Origin of the sequence: Puia sp., from assembly GCF_035546395.1 — a bacterium.
GTDB lineage: Bacteria > Bacteroidota > Bacteroidia > Chitinophagales > Chitinophagaceae > Puia.
On sequence record NZ_DASZXR010000006.1, the window covers coordinates 101,740 to 122,310 of the forward strand.

The 20,571-nt window shown below is 53.9% G+C and carries 13 protein-coding genes; 8 read left to right on the forward strand and 5 right to left on the reverse strand.

What is annotated here, in order from left to right; all coding sequences use genetic code 11:
- Positions 1–143: 143 nt before the first annotated feature.
- From ilvC to VHE34_RS06860, 4 genes are all read left to right on the forward strand, one after another.
- Positions 144–1,226 carry a ketol-acid reductoisomerase gene (gene ilvC / locus VHE34_RS06845; protein ID WP_325586035.1) on the forward strand — a complete coding sequence of 361 codons (1,083 nt, stop codon included), beginning with the start codon at positions 144–146 and terminating at the stop codon, positions 1,224–1,226.
- A complete protein-coding gene (ilvA, locus tag VHE34_RS06850; RefSeq protein WP_325586037.1) occupies positions 1,207–2,502 on the forward strand; it encodes a threonine ammonia-lyase in 1,296 nt (431 codons plus the stop codon). The genes ilvC and ilvA overlap by 20 nt, the downstream gene beginning before the upstream one ends.
- Positions 2,503–2,685: 183 nt before the next feature.
- Positions 2,686–7,206 carry a glutamate synthase large subunit gene (gene gltB / locus VHE34_RS06855; protein ID WP_325586039.1) on the forward strand — a complete coding sequence of 1,507 codons (4,521 nt, stop codon included), beginning with the start codon at positions 2,686–2,688 and terminating at the stop codon, positions 7,204–7,206.
- A 91-nt stretch (positions 7,207–7,297) separates the two neighbouring features.
- The gene (locus VHE34_RS06860; protein ID WP_325586041.1) at positions 7,298–8,764 is read left to right on the forward strand and encodes a glutamate synthase subunit beta; all 1,467 of its coding nucleotides are present in this window, start codon (positions 7,298–7,300) and stop codon (positions 8,762–8,764) included.
- Positions 8,765–8,781: 17 nt separating this feature from the next.
- On the opposite strand, the gene VHE34_RS06865 is transcribed toward VHE34_RS06860, so the two are convergent.
- Positions 8,782–10,014 (reverse strand): sodium:proton antiporter, encoded by a 1,233-nt coding sequence (locus VHE34_RS06865; RefSeq protein ID WP_325586043.1) that lies wholly within the window; start codon positions 10,012–10,014, stop codon positions 8,782–8,784.
- A gap of 521 nt (positions 10,015–10,535) precedes the next feature.
- On the opposite strand from VHE34_RS06865, the gene VHE34_RS06870 reads away from it, so the two are divergent.
- From VHE34_RS06870 to nhaA, 3 genes are all read left to right on the forward strand, one after another.
- Positions 10,536–11,597, forward strand: a complete 1,062-nt coding sequence (locus tag VHE34_RS06870) for an outer membrane beta-barrel protein (protein ID WP_325586045.1) — start codon at positions 10,536–10,538, stop codon at positions 11,595–11,597.
- A gap of 65 nt (positions 11,598–11,662) precedes the next feature.
- Complete coding sequence (locus VHE34_RS06875; protein ID WP_325586047.1) at positions 11,663–13,228, forward strand: ammonium transporter; 1,566 nt, start codon at positions 11,663–11,665, stop codon at positions 13,226–13,228.
- A gap of 197 nt (positions 13,229–13,425) precedes the next feature.
- A complete protein-coding gene (nhaA, locus tag VHE34_RS06880) occupies positions 13,426–14,664 on the forward strand; it encodes a Na+/H+ antiporter NhaA (RefSeq protein WP_325586049.1) in 1,239 nt (412 codons plus the stop codon).
- A gap of 21 nt (positions 14,665–14,685) precedes the next feature.
- Here the strand turns inward: nhaA and VHE34_RS06885 are convergent, their stop codons facing one another.
- The 3 genes from VHE34_RS06885 to VHE34_RS06895 all read right to left on the reverse strand — a co-directional run bounded on the left by VHE34_RS06885 (position 14,686) and on the right by VHE34_RS06895 (position 17,331).
- Complete coding sequence (locus VHE34_RS06885) at positions 14,686–15,075, reverse strand: hypothetical protein (RefSeq protein WP_325586051.1); 390 nt, start codon at positions 15,073–15,075, stop codon at positions 14,686–14,688.
- A 63-nt stretch (positions 15,076–15,138) separates the two neighbouring features.
- A complete protein-coding gene (locus tag VHE34_RS06890; protein ID WP_325586053.1) occupies positions 15,139–16,623 on the reverse strand; it encodes an outer membrane beta-barrel protein in 1,485 nt (494 codons plus the stop codon).
- Positions 16,624–16,656: 33 nt separating this feature from the next.
- Entirely contained in the window at positions 16,657–17,331 is a 675-nt protein-coding gene (locus VHE34_RS06895) for an N-acetyltransferase (RefSeq protein WP_325586055.1), read from the reverse strand.
- 216 nt (positions 17,332–17,547) lie between these two features.
- Between VHE34_RS06895 and VHE34_RS06900 the strand changes: the two genes are divergently transcribed.
- A complete protein-coding gene (locus tag VHE34_RS06900; protein ID WP_325586057.1) occupies positions 17,548–17,910 on the forward strand; it encodes a DUF7674 family protein in 363 nt (120 codons plus the stop codon).
- Here the strand turns inward: VHE34_RS06900 and VHE34_RS06905 are convergent, their stop codons facing one another.
- Complete coding sequence (locus VHE34_RS06905) at positions 17,911–20,490, reverse strand: phosphoenolpyruvate carboxylase (RefSeq protein ID WP_325586059.1); 2,580 nt, start codon at positions 20,488–20,490, stop codon at positions 17,911–17,913.
- Positions 20,491–20,571 lie beyond the last annotated feature (81 nt).

Genomic DNA, 20,571 nt, shown 5'->3' on the forward strand with positions numbered 1-20,571 from the left:
CGGACGGGCTGGAAGCCCGTCGTCCGAAGGCCACCGGACGGGCTGGAAGCCCGTCGTCCGAAGGACAAACATCAACGCTTCACAAACGCGGTTCCAACGGAACCGAACCAGGTCAAAAACAAACAACAAAATAAAAACCAAACATGGCAAAACTCAATTTCGGCGGCGTGGAAGAAAACGTGATCACCCGCGAAGAATTCCCTCTCGCCAAAGCACAGCAGACACTGAAGAATGAAGTGGTAGCCGTCATCGGCTACGGCGTACAGGGCCCCGGTCAGGCGCTGAATCAAAAAGATAACGGCATCAATGTCATAGTCGGTCAACGCAAGAACTCCAAAACCTGGGATAAAGCCGTCCGCGACGGCTTCGTCCCCGGCCAGACCCTCTTCGAGATCGAAGAAGCGCTCGAAAAAGGCACCATCATCTGCTACCTGCTCAGCGACGCCGCCCAGATCGCCCTGTGGCCTACCGTGAAAAAGCACCTCACCCCCGGCAAAGCCCTCTACTTCTCCCACGGATTCGGGATTACGTTCAATAATCAAACCGGCATCGTCCCTCCCAAAGACGTTGATGTATTCCTCGTCGCCCCCAAAGGATCCGGCACCTCCCTGCGCCGCATGTTCCTCCAGGGCCGCGGTCTCAACAGCAGCTACGCCATCTTCCAGGACGCCACCGGCAAAGCAAAAGATCGCGTTACCGCCCTCGGCATCGCCGTCGGTAGCGGCTATCTCTTCGAGACCGACTTCAAAAAGGAAGTATACAGCGATCTCACCGGCGAACGCGGAACCCTCATGGGCGCTATCCAGGGCATCTTCGCCGCACAATACGAAGTATTGCGCAAGAAAGGTCATACCCCTTCCGAAGCCTTTAACGAAACGGTAGAAGAGCTCACCCAATCCCTCATGCCCCTCGTCGCAGAAAATGGAATGGATTGGATGTACGCGAACTGTTCCACCACAGCCCAACGCGGCGCCCTCGACTGGTGGAAGAAATTCCGCGACGCCACCCTGCCCGTCTTCAACGAACTCTACGAGAGCGTAGCCGCCGGAAAAGAATCCCAACGCAGCATCGACTCCAACAGCCAGCCCGACTATCGCGAAAAGCTCGACGCCGAACTCAAAGAACTCCGCGAAAGCGAACTCTGGCAGGCCGGCAAAACAGTGCGCAGCCTCCGTCCCGAAAATCAACCCGCAAAATCAAGTAAGAGTGAAGCAGTCACAAACTAATACCGTCGCAGACCCCACCCCAGTCAAGGGGTGGGATCTCGATTTCCACGCAGCAGCCGAACGCCTCAAAAAGGTCGTTCATCATACGCCGCTGCAATACAACCATACCCTGTCAAAAAAGTACAACTGCCGCGTCTACCTCAAACGCGAAGACCTGCAGGTCGTCCGTAGCTACAAACTCCGCGGCGCGTATAATATGATGGTCAGCCTGCCAAAGGAACAGCTCGCCAATGGCGTCGTCTGCGCCAGCGCCGGCAACCACGCCCAGGGCTTCGCCTACTCCTGCAAAAAGCTCGGAGTAAAAGGCGTCGTATTCATGCCCATCATCACACCCCGGCAAAAGGTCACCCAGACAAAAATGTTCGGCGAAGAGAACATCGAGATCGTCCTCACAGGCGACACCTTCGACGACTGCAACCTCGCCGCACAACAATACACGCGCGAAAAAGGAATGACCTTCATCCCACCCTTCGAACACCCCCGGATCATCGAAGGCCAAAGCACCGTCGCCGTAGAGATCCTCGAAGACCTCCCACCCGGCGAAGAAGGCATCGACTACCTCTTCGTACCCGTCGGCGGCGGTGGACTCGCCTCCGGCACAGGCGCATGCTTCAAGACCTACTCTCCCAAAACCCAGGTCATCGGCCTCGAACCCGAAGGCGCCCCCTCCATGGTCGCAGCCTTCAAAGCCGGCCACCCCGTCACCGTCGAGAACATCGACCGCTTCGTCGACGGCGCCGCCGTCAAACGCGTCGGCGACCTCACCTACAGCATCTGCCACGAAGTCCTCGACGGAATGACCACCGTACCCGAAGGCCTCGTTTGCTCCACCATCCTGCAGCTCTATAATGAGAACGCTATCGTCGTCGAACCGGCCGGCGCCCTCAGCATCGCCGCCCTCGACCATCACGCCGACCTCATAAAAGGCAAGACCGTCGTCTGCATCGTCAGCGGTAGCAACAACGACATCGACCGCATGCAGGAGATAAAGGAAAGATCCCTTCAATACGAAGGCCTCAAACACTATTTCCTCGTCACCTTCGCCCAACGCCCCGGAGCACTCAAAGAATTCGTCAACCATGTCCTCGGACCAAACGACGACATCACCCGGTTCGAATACATGCAGAAACACAACAAAGAGACCGGCCCCGCCCTCGTCGGCATCGAACTGTCCGCCCGCGAAGACTACGAGACCCTCATCCATAACATGAAAAAATTTAACATCAATTACACCGAGCTGAACAAGGACAATACCCTGTTTAGTTATTTGGTCTAACAGCGCCGAAGGCGCGTGGACAACCCCACCAACCCTGTGGACAATTAAAACAAGAAAAATTAGCAGGATCGCGCATCAAATCAAATTTTTGCGTAATTTTAGCCAACTGATCATCGCGAATGCCATACGAAATTCTAAGGAAACAGTAATTTTTTTGAAAAATGTCTAATCTTGCTAGCAAAAATGATCAAAGAAGGATTATACTCTCCTGAATTTGAACGCGATGCGTGTGGCATTGGTTTTGTCGCAAATATCAAAAGCAACAAGTCCCACCAGATCGTCTCCGACGCGCTGACCATCCTCGAGAACATGGAACACCGGGGCGCCTGTGGATGTGAGAACAACACCGGCGACGGCGCCGGCATCATGATCCAGACTCCCCACGAGTTCTTCTTCGATGAATGCATCCGCCTCGGCATCCACCTCCCCGCCTATGGCAAATATGGCGTCGGGATGCTCTTCTTCCCCCGGGACATCCGCCTCAAGGAAGAATGCCGCGACATCTTCGCCCGTAGCGCCGAAAAACTGGGCCTCGAGATCCTCGGCTATCGCAAAGTTCCCGTCAACCCCGATGGCATCGGCCCGACAGCACTTAGCGTAGAACCGGAAATGGAACAGGTATTCATCGCCTGCCCCGACCACATCAAACAGCCCGACGACTTCGAACGGAAGCTGTTCCTGCTGCGCAACTACGCCAGCAACACCATCAACAACACGATAAAAAAGGACGCCATCGGCTTCTACGTGGCCTCACTTTCTTATAAGACCATTGTCTACAAAGGCCAGCTCACCAGCGGCCAGGTCCGGAACTATTTCCCCGACCTCAGCAACAAACGCGTCGTTTCCTCCTTTGGCCTTATCCACTCCCGTTTCGCGACCAACACCTTCCCCTCGTGGAAGCTCGCCCAACCCTTCCGATACATCGCCCACAACGGCGAGATCAACACCCTCCAGGGAAATCTTAACTGGTTCAAGACGAGCGCAAAGACCTTCACTACCCCCTATTTCACAAAGGAAGAGATGGACATGCTCCTCCCGATCATCTCGGAAGGTTCCTCCGATTCGGCCTGCCTCGATAACGTCATCGAACTGCTGACCCTCTGCGGCCGCAGCCTGCCCCATGTAATGATGATGCTCATCCCCGAAGCCTGGGATGGTAACGATCAGATGGATCCCGTAAAGAAAGCCTTCTACGAATTCCACGCCTCCATCATGGAACCCTGGGACGGCCCGGCCTCCATCTCCTTCACCGACGGCAAGATCATCGGCGCCACCCTCGACCGCAACGGCCTTCGCCCGTCCCGCTATTGCGTGACGACAGACGACCGCGTCATCATGGCCAGTGAAACCGGCGCCCTGCCCGTCGACCCGCGCCTCATCAAAGAGAAGGGTCGCCTGCAGCCCGGCAAGATGTTCGTCGTCGATCTCGAACAGGAAAAGATCATCAGCGACGACGACCTCAAAGCAACCATCTGCGCTCAAAAGCCCTACGCAGAGTGGCTGAACAAATACAAGATCCGCATGGAAGAGCTGCCCGAACCCCGGGTCCTCTTCACCCATCTCGAACACGACCAGATCTTCAAATACCAGAAAGCATTCGGATACTCCACGGAAGATCTCGATACCCTCATCGCCCCCATGTCCCTCGACGGCAAAGAACCCATTGGCTCCATGGGCACCGATGTCCCGCTGGCCGTTCTCAGCGATCAGCCCCAGCACCTCAGCAGCTATTTCAAACAGCTCTTCGCCCAGGTGACCAATCCGCCCATCGACCCGATCCGCGAACGCCTCGTCATGTCCCTCGCCAGCTTCGTCGGCGGTAACGCCAACCTGCTGGAAGAAGACCCCCTCGCCTGTCACAGCGTAGCACTCAAACATCCCGTCCTCAGCAATCATGAGCTGGAAAAGATCCGCTCCATCGACACCGGCATCTTCCAGGCAAAGACGCTCCAAACCTACTTCCGCGCCGACGGCAAACCCGGCTCCCTGCAAAAAGGCATCGATCGCCTCTGCCGCTACGCAGTCGACGCCGTGGAAGACGGCTTCGAAGTGCTCATCCTCACCGATCGGGCCATCGACTCCGACCACGCACCGATCCCCTCGCTGCTGGCCTGCTCCGCCGTCCACCACCACCTCATCCGCAAAGGCTATCGCGGTCAGGTAGGCATCATCGTGGAAGCCGGCGACGTCTGGGAAGTACACCATTTCGCCTGCCTCATCGGCTTCGGCGCCACCGCCATCAACCCCTACCTGGCCCTGTCCAGCATCCGGGATATGAAGCTCAGCGGCCGGCTCCAGACCGAACTCGACGCCGAACAGCTGAAAAAGAACTATACAAAAGCCGTCAACGAAGGACTCCTCAAAGTCTTCTCCAAGATGGGTATCTCCACACTCCAATCCTACCAGGGCGCCCAGATCTTCGAGATCATTGGACTAAATCGGAGCGTCGTAGACAAATACTTCACCGGCGCCACCTCCCGCATCGAAGGAATGGGCCTCGATGAAATAGCAAAAGAGGTTCTCGCAAAGCACTTCTTCGCCTTCAGCAGGAAAGACATCCCGGTCGAACGCCTGCCCGTAGGCGGTATCTATCAGTGGAAACGGAAAGGGGAATTCCACCTCTTCAATCCCACGACCATCCACCTGCTCCAGTATTCGACGCGGATGAACGATTACAACACATTCAAAAAATATTCGAAAGCCGTCAACGATCAAAGCGAGAAGGCCGCAACCCTGCGTTCCCTGATCACTTTCAAACGCAACAGGCCTTCGATCTCCATCGAGGAAGTGGAACCCGCCGAAGCGATCTACCGTCGCTTCGCCACCGGCGCCATGTCCTTCGGCTCCATCTCGCATGAAGCCCACTCGACCCTCGCCATCGCGATGAATCGCCTCGGCGGAAAAAGCAACACCGGCGAAGGCGGCGAAGACGAGCTCCGCTACGAGCCCCTGCCGAACGGCGACTCGATGCGCAGCGCCATCAAACAGGTAGCCTCCGCCCGCTTCGGGGTCACCAGCTACTACCTCACCATGGCCGACGAGCTCCAGATCAAAATGGCACAGGGCGCAAAACCCGGCGAAGGCGGCCAGCTACCCGGTCATAAAGTGGATGAATGGATCGGCAAGGTCCGCCACTCCACCCCCGGCGTCGGCCTCATCTCCCCGCCCCCGCACCACGACATCTATAGCATCGAAGACTTGGCACAGCTCATCTTCGATTTGAAGAACGCCAACCGCGCCGCCCGCATCAGCGTGAAGCTGGTCTCCAAGGCCGGCGTCGGCACCATCGCGGCAGGCGTCGCAAAAGCAAAGTCCGATGTCATACTCATCGCCGGACATGACGGTGGCACAGGCGCATCCCCGCTCAGCTCCATCCGCCACGCCGGCCTGCCCTGGGAACTCGGCCTCGCCGAATCCCACCAGACCCTGGTGAAGAACAAACTCCGCAGCCGCGTCGTCCTGCAGGCCGACGGCCAGATGAAGACCGGCCGCGACATCGCCATCGCCACCCTGCTCGGCGCCGAAGAATGGGGCCTCGCTACAACCGCCCTCGTCGTGGAAGGCTGTATCATGATGCGCAAATGCCATCTCAACACCTGCCCCGTCGGCGTAGCCACCCAGGACCCCGAACTCCGCAAACGCTTCACTGGCGACGCCGACCACGTGGTCAACTTCTTCAAATTCATCACCCAGGAACTCCGGGAGATCATGGCCGAGCTCGGCTTCCGCACCATCGATGAAATGGTCGGCCAGGTCGATAGCCTGCAGATCCGCGAGAACGTCAGCCACTGGAAATACGGCAAACTCGACCTTAGCCCGATCCTTTACAAGGAACCCGCAAGTCTCTACACCGGTCTGCACAAACAGGAAGAACAGGACCACGGCCTCGCCGATGTCCTTGACTGGAAACTGCTGGATGCGGCAAAACCCGCGCTCGATCACCGGCAAAAAGTGTTCGCCGAGTTCGCGATAAAGAATACCGACCGCACCGCCGGGACCATCCTCTCCAACGAGATCTCCAAACGCTATAAAGCCGAAGGTCTCCCCCAGGACACAGTCCACTTCAAGTTTACCGGCACCGCCGGCCAGAGCTTCGGCGCCTTCAACACAAAAGGCGTCACCCTGGAACTCGAAGGCGACGCGAACGACTACTTCGGCAAAGGCCTCTCAGGGGCAAGACTCATCGTCTACCCCAGCCAAAACGCCGGCTTCGTCCCCGAAGACAACAGCATCATCGGCAACGTCGCCTTCTATGGCGCCACCTCCGGTGAAGCCTTTATCCGCGGGAAAGCAGGCGAACGCTTCGCCGTCCGAAACTCGGGCGTAAAAGCCGTCGTCGAAGGAGTGGGAGATCACGGCTGTGAGTATATGACCGGCGGCCGCATCGTCATCCTCGGCAACACCGGCCGCAACTTCGCAGCCGGCATGAGCGGCGGCATCGCCTACGTCTACGACGTCCGGGGCGCCTTCGGCAAAAATGTCAACCGCGAGATGGTCGACCTCGATCCCGTTAGCGCCGATGATGCCACCGAGCTCAGGGACATGATCCAGCGGCACTATGCCTACACCGGCAGCACCGTCGCGAAATTTGTCCTCGACGACTTCGAAAATCAATTACAGCATTTTGTAAAGGTCTTCCCGACAGATTATAAAAAAGTACTATTGGAAAAAGAAGCCCGGCTACAGAGAACTACTCAAAGGTAATTCCAACGATTGAGAACGCGGAGTAGGCTCTCATGTGTGACTCAGCCACTCCGTTGTTCTCTGTAGCCTGGCACTCCAAAAATGATCAACTATGGGCAAACCCACAGGTTTCTTAGAATACAACCGCGAACTTCCTTCCAAACGCCCCGTCAGCGAACGTAAGGAAGACTACAATGAATTCGTCAACACGTATTCAAACCAACAACTGAACCATCAGGCCGCCCGCTGTATGAACTGCGGCATCCCCTTCTGTCACAGCGGCTGCCCCCTGGGCAACGTCATCCCCGAATTCAACGACGCCGTCTACCGCCAGCAATGGCAGGAAGCCTACGAGATCCTCACCTCCACCAATAACTTCCCCGAATTCACAGGCCGCATCTGCCCCGCACCCTGCGAAAGCGCCTGTGTCCTCGGCATCAACCAGCCCCCGGTGGCCATCGAGGAGATCGAACGCCATATCATCGAGATCGCCTTCGATAAAGGATTCGTAAAAGCCAATCACCCGACCCTGCGCACAGGCAAGAAGGTTGCCGTCGTCGGCTCCGGCCCCGCAGGACTCGCCGCAGCAGACCAATTGAACGCAGCCGGTCATACCGTCACTGTTTTCGAACGCGATGACCAGCCCGGCGGCCTCCTCCGCTACGGCATCCCCGACTTCAAACTCGAAAAATGGGTCGTCGCAAGACGCGTTAAGCTGATGGAAGAAGCCGGCATCGCCTTCAAATGCAATGCCGAAGTCGGCGCCAATATCAGCATCAACGACCTCTTGAGAGAATTCCACGCCATCGTACTCGCCGGCGGATCCACGGTCCCCCGCGACCTGCCCATCCCCGGCCGCCATCTCAAAGGCGTCCACTTCGCAATGGAATTCCTCAAGCAACAAAACAAACGCGTCAGCCATCTCCCCGTAGAAGGCGAGAACATCTTCGCAACCAATAAGAACGTCGTCGTCATCGGCGGCGGCGACACCGGCAGCGACTGCGTCGGCACCTCCAACCGCCATAAGGCAATGTCGGTGACCCAGTTCGAGCTCATGCCAAAACCACCGCACAGCCGCACCGCCCAGATGCCCTGGCCCACCTATCCCATGGTCCTCAAAACCTCCTCCTCCCACGAAGAAGGAGCCGACAGACACTGGGCCATCGCCACAAAGGAATTCATCGGCGATGCCAACGGCAACCTCAAGGCACTCAAAACAGTAAAGCTCGAATGGAAAACAAATGAGGACGGCAGGGCCGCCTTCACCGAAGTCCCCGGAAGCGAACAGGAACTCCCCTGCGAACTCGCCCTCCTCGCCATGGGCTTCGTCCACCCCCAGCACAAAGGCCTCCTCAAAGAACTTGACATCGAGCTCGACGAACGCGGTAACGTAAAGGCCTCCGAAAAGAATTATCAGACCAACATCGCCAAGATATTCACCGCCGGCGATATGCGCCGCGGCCAATCCCTCGTCGTCTGGGCCATCAGCGAAGGCCGCGAATGCGCCCGCAAAGTCGACGAATACCTCATCGGAGCCTCTCAATTGGAAAGGAAGGATGCCAGCCTCATCGCACTCTGATCAAAAAGACGACCTTCCTAAGCAAGCCTCCTCGCGATCTTCCCGATCGTCAGGCCCTGCACAAGGATAGAGAACAACACAACGATATAGGTGACGACAAGAAAAAGCTCCCCCTCCATCTCGATGGGAATAGACAGCGCAAGCGCAACAGAAATACCTCCCCGTAACCCTCCCCACGTTAATATTGGGATCGCATTCTTCTCGAACGTCGTCAGATACTTCAGGAACCCGATCGGCAAAAGCACCGAAAGATATCGCGCCAGCAATACGATAGGGATGCAGAGAAAACCCAGCACGATATACATCCGGTTATAAGGCAGCGCCAGCAGCTCCAGCCCCACCAGCAGGAACAGGATGGCATTCAGGAACTCATCCGTCATCTCCCAGAATTTATCGACATAGTCCCTCGTCGTATCGCTCATCACCTCCGCCCGGCTGATATTGCCCGTAATAAGCCCCGCGACAACCATCGCTATCGGCGCGCTGATATGCAGTTGGTCCGCCAGCAGGTTCCCTCCCATTACCAGCGCCAGCGTGAGCATCACCTCCACCTGGTAATGATCGATGCTCTTCAATAAATAGAAGCCGAAATATCCCAGCAGCCCGCCAAAAAGAAGCCCGCCCCCCGCCTCCTGCAGAAAAAGCCCCGTAATATGCCAGGCATCGAATTGGATCGGCCCCGGCGAGACGATCTCATAAATGGCGATAAAAAGCACCACCGCCACCCCGTCATTTAAAAGAGATTCTCCGCTGATCTTCGCCTCCAGCGTCGACGGAATATGCGCCTGCCGCAGGATACTCAACACGGCAATGGGATCCGTCGGCGAGATCAACGCCCCAAAAAGCAAACAGTACAAAAAGCCCAACGGAAAACCCAGCAACCGACAAAGCCCAAACAACAACACCCCCACCACGAACGTAGACAACACGGTCCCGATGGTCGCATACGTCAGGATCGACCATCGCTGCGAAAGGAACCTCCTTCCATGAACATGGATCGCCCCCGCAAAAAGCAGGAAAGGAAGCATGATCTTCATCACGATCGTATACAGATCGATGCTCTTGATCAACTTCGTGATCCCACCCACCAACGCCGGATCGATCCACCCCGCCACAAGCAGCGCCAGCGACAAAAGCAACGAGATCAACATGATCCCGATCGTCCCCGGAAGCCGGATAAAGCGATGATTGAGATAAGCAAAAAGCGCCGCCAGCACCGTCAGGATCGCAAACGCATTATAAAGGGTCACGCTGGTAAATTTGACCCAATATAGCCCTTCCGACCCAGAGATCCACCCCGTAACCACCACCCACCGGGCATCCGGCAAAAACATTCCCCGCCGCCCGCCGCCGCCCTCGCACCCCATTTCGGCAAACCCGCCACCCATTTTGACAACTCCCTCCCCGCAATAAGAGCCCTCGACGTTAACAAAACATAAAAATATTTATTATTTTTTAAAAAATATCAATATTTAAAAAGCCTACAATTTTAGTATATTATTTATAAATAACTATACATCATATATTTATATGACCATAGTCGTACTAAAAAATACATATTACAATTCATTTTATATATTTTTATTTCTATAAGTTAATTCAATAATTCATATTTTGGCAACAAGATCATTAATTACAAATATTTATAATGTGATTTCGCGATTGCTGTTGCTATAAGGTTCCGGTAGCAAGACCCGGGACTTGAAGCGACTTTGCCCTTTTTTGTCCATCCTGTGGAGAATCCATTTTTTCATCACCAAAACTAGCAACCATGCAAAAACACATATGTAATATCATCATATTTATTGGTCTCGCCCTTGATGGATTCGCTCAAAGCACAGACACGGTCAAAAAAACGCCGCCCGCATTGGCCATCACCGGCTCGGCCGACGTTTACTACCGCTACGATTTCGCCCGCATAAACAACAACCTCACCAGTTTCACCAATTCTCACGATCAATTCACCCTGGGAATGGCTTCCGTGAAGTTCGAATATAAGACAACCAAACTGGACATGGTCGCCGACCTCGGCTTCGGCCCCAGGGCCCGTGAGTTCGACTATGCCGACGCCGGCAAAGGCATCGACCAGGCCATCAAACAATTATATATAAGCTACTCCCCGGCCCCCTGGATCAAGTTTACCGGCGGCTCCTGGGCCACCCACGTCGGCTACGAAGTACTGGATGCCTTTGCCAACCGCAACTACAGCATGTCCTACATGTTCACCAACGGTCCGTTCTCCCACACTGGCCTCAGGGCGGACCTCACCTTTGGCAAAAGCGGGTTTATGATCGGCGTAGCTAACCCCACAGATTACCGGACGATTCCCGCGGGCGGCCAGCAAAACAAAAATCTGATCGCCCAATATAGCTATGCGCCGAATGATAATCTCAAGCTCTTCCTCAACTACGTCGGCGGACGCGATGTAGCCGACAATAAGATCCATCAATATGACCTTGTGGCAAATATCAAAGCCAGCAATATTTTCAGTTTGGGGGTCAACGGCACCGTCAATAAATCAAGTCTTTCCGAAGAGGATCACTCCGTTTCGAGAACCTGGTGGGGCTCCGCGGTTTACCTGAACCTCGATCCGGCAAGCTGGTGCGGTCTGACCCTGCGCGGCGAGTATTTCAGTGATAAGGACGGCGTGAAGTTGCCTGCCCCCTCTAAAATATTCGCGACGACCCTGTCAGCCAACTTCAAAGTGGACGGATTCATATTCATCCCGGAATTCCGGATCGACCATGCCAGTGAAGAGATATTTTCCAAACATGACGGCACATCCACCAAAACCTCCGGCAGCTTTATCCTCGCAGCAATATATTCTTTTTGACCTGCCCAATTAACTAAATTAAATCAGCACCAACTATTCTTTCAAAATCAAAAACACCTAAGCAAATGGGATTAAAAGTCATGCCGAAATTCAACATTCCTTCCTGCCTTCTTCGTGCAGCCGCGCTGGGTATGTTCCTCATCTTCCTGATTCCTTCCGTATCCATGGCCCAGGACCCGGCGGGAACGAACACCGGTTCTATCAAGGACCTTAGCATCGATACCCTGGCAGCCACGAAGGACACCGTTCTCAACAAAATGCTCGCCACGGTAAATACCGTCGGCAATGCAAGCGGCCACAATAAGATCGCGATCAACATCATGTGGACCCTGATAACCGGCTTCCTCGTCATGTTCATGCAGGCCGGTTTTGCAATGGTGGAAACAGGCTTTACACAAAAGAAAAACGTCGCCCATACCATGGCGATGAACTTCCTTGTCTATGCCATCGGTGTCGTTGGATTCTGGATATGCGGTTTTGCATTCATGTTTGGCGGAGCTCTCAACGTAGCTAGCCTGGGAGGAGCCGCGGGCGTCGCCAGTTCCGAATTCACCGTTCATCTTTTCGGACACGATTTCGGACTCTGGGGGAAAGCCGGCTACTTCCTCAACAGCAATGTTTATGACGTAGGCATTTTCACTCTTTTCCTGTTCCAATTGGTTTTCATGGATACTACGGCTACCATACCGACTGGGTCCATGGCGGAAAGATGGAAATTCAAATCTTTCGTTGTCTATGGATTCTTCATCTCCATGTTCGTCTATCCCATCTTCGGTAACTGGGTCTGGGGGGGCGGCTGGCTCGCACAGTTGGGTACCAACTTCGGTCTGGGTCACGGACACGTGGACTTCGCCGGTTCCTCCGTCGTACATGAAGTAGGCGGCGTGGCCGCCCTCGCCGGCGCGATAGTCATCGGCCCCCGCATCGGGAAATACGGGAAAGATGGCAGCGTAAATACCATCCCCGGCCATAATATACCCATGGCGATCATCGGCACCTTCATTCTGGCATTCGGATGGTTCGGTTTCAACCCCGGCTCTACGCTGGCAGGCACCGACCTTCGTATAAGCGTCGTCGCCGTCAATACGATGCTGGCCAGCGCAAGCGGAGCCCTGGCAGCAATGGCATACGTCTGGAGCAAATACGGTAAGCCCGATCCCGGCATGCTCGCTAATGGAATGCTCGCAGGACTCGTAGCTATCACCGCCCCATGCGCCTTTGTAAATGCCACCAGCGCAATTATCATCGGCGCCATAGCAGGTATATTGGTTGTAATTGTCTATAATTTCCTCGACCGGAAATTGAAAATAGACGATCCCGTTGGAGCTTTCGCCGTTCATGGAGCAAACGGCTTTTGGGGTGTGCTCTCCCTGGGATTGTTTGCGGACGGAAAATATGGCGACGGATGGAACGGCGTCCCTGGCACCGTAAAAGGCCTTTTCTATGGCGATGCCAAACAATTCCTCGCTGAATTGATCGGCGGCCTGGTCTGCTTCGTCTTCGTCTTCGCGGTTATGTATGGCTTCTTTAAAATCATCAAGAGCACAAAGATCGGCCTGCGTGTTCCCGAGGCAGAAGAAGTCGCCGGCCTGGATATTCCGGAAATGGGAGTCCATGGCTATGTCGATTAACCCAATGGCAAAATTGAGAAAGGCGATAAAATTCTTATCGCCTTTCTTTCAATTAATTAGTAAATATTAAATTACAAAATATATGTATATATTTTACTCATATCGCCGAAATATTGTTCTATTCCCTCCATTTTCAGTAATTTTAAGAGAAAGGTAAGAATAAACATATATAATTTTTATTTCTAAATTGACTGACCATGGCACTTCTTACTGCACAATCCAAATCACACCGCCACCCGATCATGACCCCCCTCCGGGATTTTCTCAACGACAGCCGCTCAACCGGCGTCCTCCTGATCGGTTGCACCCTGGTCTCGTTGGTCATCGCCAATTCCACCGGCAGCGGATGGTACACCAACGGATGGAAAGCAGCATTGCCAGGCCATGACACACTCCACCTCCCTTCCTCTCCCATCGAATGGGTCAATAATTTCCTGATGGCCTTTTTCTTTCTCCTGGCCGGTATGGAAATAAAAAGAGAATTACTCAACGGCGAACTTTCCTCTTTCAAAAAAGCCATCCTCCCCTTCGGCGCCGCCTTCGGCGGCATGCTCTTCCCCGCATTGATCTACACCGCATTTAACCTCCATACCCAACACGCACACGGCTGGGGAATACCAACTGCTACGGATATCGCCTTTTCCGTAGGGATCGCTTCCCTGCTCGGCAAACGTTTCCCCGTGGGTTTGAAAATACTTCTGCTCGCGCTTGCCATCATTGACGATCTCGGAGCCATCATCGTCATCGCTTTGTTCTACGGCGGACACGTTCATCCAATATGGCTCGCCATCGCCGGCCTTATCTACGGCGCCCTCCTCCTTTGCAACTTTCTAAAAGTGAAATTCGGTCTCCTGCAGATCATCCTCGGCCTGGCCCTTTGGTATGGGCTCCTGCAATCGGGTGTCGAAGCCACCATCAGCGGCGTACTCTTCGCTTTCGCCATGCCGGTGAAACACCTGGCCCTCATCGAAAAATTTATCCATAAACCCGTCAACTTCTTTATACTACCCCTCTTTGCACTGGCTAACACCGCCATCCTCCTCCCCGCGGGCATGATCCAATCCCTTGGCACCACCGTTGGCATAGGCATCATCTGCGGTTTGGTCATCGGCAAACCCCTGGGTATCTTCCTCGTAAGCCGCCTCATGGTCGCCTGTAACATCGCCCACCTGCCTTCCAACACGCAATGGAACCAGCTTTTTGGCATGGGCACCCTGGCCGGCATCGGCTTCACCATGTCCATTTTCACGACCATGCTCGCATTTGGCGAAGGAGAATTCAGTAATATCTCGAAGATCTCGATCCTGGCGAGCGTCCTATGCTCCCTCGTAGTAAGTCTTGTTTACTTCCGGGTGATCGGCGGCAAGCGCGTAACAGTAGCCCTGCCCATCACTCAACCCGAGCCCCAGGCAGATATAAACCTGACGGCAGCCTGACCCCGCCATCAGCGTCCGATTCTATTCCTGAAGGCTTTGATTATATAAGTATTTTATCTTATACATTTTGAGATAACGGTCATACTCCAGCAACTGCTTGTCCGATCGGAATGTCTGCTCCAGCGCATACCGGAACTTTGCATTCGACGCAAAAACATCCTCGAGATTTGCCCTTGTCAATTCCCGCAAAGGCCCCTGGGAATCTATACTAAAGTAAAATACAGTCTCCGGACGCGCTATCTTCTCGCCTTGCACCAGCTTTCTCTTGCTATAGATGAAAAACCCTGACGAATCTACAACCTGATACTTCTCCTTTCCTACCATCCGGTAATTCATGACCGCCGACGCCGGAACCTGCTGCATTGCAATGGCAAGCAGGATACCCGCTTTCAACACTACTGCGTTTAACATAATTGTATTTATTTTTAATCCTTATTCCAACTCCTATTCTTCGATCTTACCTATCGGGGCAAACTACAACCTGAATAAGATGGCCAGGATAACCCTGTCCTCCGACTTCACCAGGTCAGGCCTCCAATCCGGCGGCAACGGCGTCGTCGTATACCCATTCGGAGACGTTACCCCGCCCCGTCCCGCGAAATACGGCACGCTCGCATGCCGGTGTACATATTCCAACCGGACAGCAATACTTTGGTTCGGCATCCAGTCAAAATTGGTCGAGCAATCCCATCCCTTGAATTGATCTCCCGGATTAGCGCTGAACGGAAACTTCCCCTCCGTCTGCGTAGGATTGTTGGGATCGGGCAGCGGACTCGCCTGCCCCGTAGGATACAGCACAAGATAACGGCCGGGATTGGTCATCACACCACCCCCGACGGTCCAGGCAAATTTATTTTTGCCAAACCATATCCGATTATACACCATGGCGCTCAAAAAATATTGCGCAGGACCCTGAGCAGCATCGCCATCCTTGAACCCGTTCACTCCACCCCCCTTTTCAAACCCAAGATCGCCCGTCACCGAAAAGGCCATCCTGCTGATCCCCTTCGACCCGGGATTATTATAATACCTCACCAGTGCGCTGTTGTCCGAATGAAACCTTTTTCTATTCGGAATACCGGCCGCATCCTTGCCATAATAATTATTGGTCAGGATCTTGAAGCTGCTGGTCGGATTCCAGGTGACATTGGCCCCCAAACCAGGCATCGAGTTGAACTTGCCATAGCTCTGCCAACCGTTGATGATCCACGGTTCTATCTTCAAATGCTTGGTCGGAAAGATCTGGATTCGCACCCCATTGAAAAACCACGGCGTATTATCCGACGTAAAGGATGCCTGGTATTCCCAGTTCTCCACCTGGTAATAGGAATTAAGCCCGATATAAGAGAGGAATAGGCCCGCATCCACATTGATGCCATACCATTTGTCGAAATGGTAGCCGGCATACGCCTCGCTCAAATAACGATAGACATCGGCCAATTTATATTGCCCCCGGTAAGGACTCAGATCGTTTCTCGGAATGACCTGCGACCGCGTGCCCAATTGCAAAGATACCTTGGCCCTTGCATGATCATAGTTGAACTCGCCCCCAAGTATGAGATGCGAAAGCTGTATCTCATTGTCCCTGGCCAACGCCGTGGAGCCAACCACCGTATTATCGATCGGATTCCTGAACGAATAGGTATAATTGAGGTCCACCATCAGGCTCGGAGTGAAATACTTGCCCGCAAAAGGGAGCGAATCCCTTCGGTCGCTACCATTTTGCCAGTTGGTTTCGATATCATCAAATGGGATCTTGGCAGGTGCCTGAACCGCCGTTGTACCAACGCCTTCCGCCACTCCCTTATCCAATAAGCCCGGATTCTTTCTCAACGAATCCAATATCTCTTTCTTGATCTGATCGATAATAGCCTGCCTGTTTGCCGGCACATCGCCTTGCGCATAAATGTTGACAGTAGTAAGAACCGTCAGAACGATTCCAAATAGGTGTTTCTTCATGGTAAAAATCTTTGTTACGATCCCGTTTGCCAATCATATACCAATTCCACACTTATCCCCTGAAACCCGCTGATACACTACGTTTTCCCGAAGCCCCCGGTTCTCTCGCCCCCCGACAATAATTTCCATTTCGGAAACTTTACTTTCCATTTCGGCAAATTGCCGCGATTTAAACAACATCGCCGTACAAAGACACTTCGTCCGCCCGGTACTCTGCAAGATCCCAAAATTCACACACTGCTTACACTGCTCCCAAAACCGTTCGTCCTTCGTGATTTGGTCGTACGTCACCGGTTCGAAACCAAGCCGGTGATTCATCTTCATCACGGGCGCGCCCGTCGTTATACTGAACACCGAAGACGCAGGATACCGCTCACGCGAAAGCGCAAACACCCGCTCCTTGATAGCCCGGGCAACCCCAGCTCCGCGATACCCAGGATTCACGATCAGTCCACTGTTGGACACAAACCCGCCATCCCACGTCTCTATATAGGAAAATCCGGCCCAGTCTCCATCCGCCGTAACAGCGATCACCGCCTTCCCCTCATAGATCTTCCTGCACAGCGACTGCGGAGTCCTCCTCGCTATACCCGTCCCCCTGGTCCGGGCACTACGCTCCATCTCTTCCAGTATCGGATATACATACTTGACATCGGCGGGCACGGCAATCCTAATGTCGAATGACCCACCTTCGGGTTCTTCTTTCATTTTCAATTCAATTTGCCCGAGAAGGCCAAACGTCGTTCCGCTTCGCACAAACAATTGAAAATCAGCACAACAACCCAAATCACAGCCCCTTGCCACCCTCCTATTTTGAAAAGCCTTTTCATTCCGGTAGGCGCCGATCCTCCCAAAACGCCCATTTCCCGCTTAAAACCGGTTTGGCATCTCCTTTGGCAGCTGATAGCCATAATCGTAATCACTATGCTCAATCAACAACAGATCCCGGCCCTCATCGCCCGCCAGTTGCCCCAGGTACAACACGACCTCTGCCTGGCAGGCACAATGCCCTCCGTCTATCAGTCCATCCAGGTACTGACAGACTACACAAAACGGATGGCCCTCGAACACGATTTTAATATGGTGGGAAAATGCATGACCCTCATCGGGAAATTCTACGAAAAAGGCAATACCATCGTCCGGAATGCCGTGGAGAACATCTTCGTCTATTCTTTTTCTTCCCTGATGTGCAATTGCAACTGTGTGGAATGGCGGATGGTTCAATCCTACATGCCCTCCCGCCTCTACTCCGTCTTCGTCGAACAGGTGCTGCGCTCGAAATGTTGACTATGCCGAATTCCTGGCAGCATTGATGATCCCAAAACTACTCCGCATGATCAATCTCTCGTAAACCTCCTTCAATGGCGATGCCGCCCCACTCTTCTCCAACGCCTGGAACTTCGTCAACGCATATTGCTGGATCGTACTCAACGGCAACACGATCCGCTCCCGCATCTGGATCGACAGCTGCTCCACCGGGTAGTCGGCCATCAGCTCATTCTTCCCCGACAGCTTGAAAATGTATTTCTGCGTCAGCTCGAACTCCTGGTAGATCAGCGACCAGATCTCCCCATAAACGGGATGCGCGGAAAAATGCTCGGTCAGCGGAAAGAAACACTTCTTCATCGCCATCTCGCAATTGTCCAGCAAAGTCTTGAAGAAAGGCGAATTGACATAAAGCCGCTTCACCGCCGCCCATTTCCCCTGCTTGTCGATCCATTGCAAAGCCGTCCCGACCCCATAATATCCCGTTACATTCTGCTTCAGCTGGCTCCACGAACCGACGAACGGGATCGCGCGGAGATCCTTCAGCTCCAGCCGCCCGCTGCTCTTCCGCTTGGTAGGCCGGCTGGCGATATTCGTTTCATTATAGAACCGCAGCGGGCTCACCTCGTTCAGATAGGCCAGGAAATGCGGATGCTCCTTTAGTTTCGTATAGGCCTTATAGCTCTCCACCGACAACGAATGCAGCAGCTCCTCTTCGTCGGCCTGCAACGTCACCTCTTTCGAAGAGAAAAGATCGTTCGAGATACCCGCATGCAGCAGCTGCTCGATATTGTACTGCGCCGTATCCACCGTTCCGAAATTGCTGCTCACGGTCTGCCCCTGGATCGTCAGCTGGATCTGTTTGTTGGCGATATTCTTTCCCATCGACGCATAGAACTTGTGCGTCTTCCCGCCGCCCCGCGCAGGAGGCCCCCCCCGACCATCGAAAAACACGACATCGATAGCATACTCCTTCGAAATAGCCGTCAGCTCCTCCTTGGCCTTATAGATCGCCCAATTGGCCATCAGGTATCCGCCATCCTTGGTGCCATCGGAAAAACCCAGCATGATCGTCTGCGTCTCGCCGCGAAGCTTCAAATGCTCCCGGTAATGCGGGTTCTCATACAATGTCTTCATCACCGCAGCCGCATCCCGCAGATCATCCACCGTCTCGAATAACGGTATGATATCCACCGTCAGATCCTTCTTCGACCATCCACACAACAGGAACAACCCCATCACCTCCAGCACATTCGATGCAGTACTGCACTGACTGATGATATACCGGCTGCAGCCGTCCTCTCCATTCCCACGTTGAATGGTGCGCACCGCCGCGATGGAATCCAGCGTATCCCGGATCAACGGGTCGTCATACAGCTCCGGATTCACCGTACCGCTCAACTCCGTCAACAACTCCACTTTTCTCGCATCCGGCAACGACGCATAGTGCTCGGGAACCAACCGCTCCTTGGCCGCGATCGCCGCCAGCACGCTCGTATGCACCGAACTGTCCTGCCGGATATCCAGCGTGGCGAAATGCAACCCGAATACCTGCACCTTCCCGATCAGGTTGTCCACCATCCCAAGGAAAAGACTATTGTGCTGATAGATGATGATCTCCCGGATCTGTCCCAGCTGCTCCAGTATCTCGTCCTTCGTCAACTCCGTCTTCAGCCCGGGAATAAAGATGTTATTGTATAGTTTTTGCTCCAGTTCCGCGACCAGCACGTCCACCCCCTTGAAGGTCAGCCGGCGCTTCAGCCGCCGCACATCCAGATAATAACACTTGATGATCGCCCCTCTCAACGCTTCCGCCACCCGCAACGTCGTCTCCGCCTTGACAAAAGGATTGCCGTCCCGGTCTCCCCCGGGCCAGAAGCCCATCTTGATCACCGAATTGTTCTTATCCACCGCATGCGGGAACTGATCCTTCAGCGCCGAAATAATTCGCCCGCTCGCATGATAAAAAACATTCTCGAGATACCAGATGAGACTTATCGCCTCGTCATAAGGCGTCGGCTTCTGCTTTTTAAGAAAAGGCGTCTTCCCCAGCTGCTGCAGGTAGAGATTGATGTCCGCCGCATTATTCTCGATAACCGCCCGCGAAAGATCATTGATGATCCCCAGCACCGCCCCCGGATAGAACTGCGTCGGATGCGCCGTCAGCACCATCCGCACCGAATAATCCTTCAGCTTCTCCGTCAGCTCCTCCTCCTTATTGGTCTGGATCACCTCCGATAACAAATGCTTCAACGTCCCTGCCCCGCTCATATCGTTCACATGTTTGAACGCCGCATCTTCCAACGCATCGAAAAGCACGATCTGCCGTTCCACATATTGCACGAACCGGAACAACACATCCGCCTTCTCCCGCTCCCCCGCCAACGTCGTATGCTTCTGGAAGAACTCCTCCAGGATCTGCTCCGGGCTCTGCCGCTTCTTATACCCATCCTCGCAGATCGTCAGCAACAACGAAAGCAGGATCCCCGTTTTCTCGATCCGATGAAAAGGCAGTGACGTGAAAAGACTGTTGTATAATTGGAATTTGATGCCCACCAGGTTCTTGAATTGCTGCAACCCCTGGGATGGTTGATAATTCATATAGTGAATTTAATACCGTTCAAAAAACGCTGCCGTCTCGCAGTAATCATTCAAAACAATCGCAAAATTATCTAATTTTAA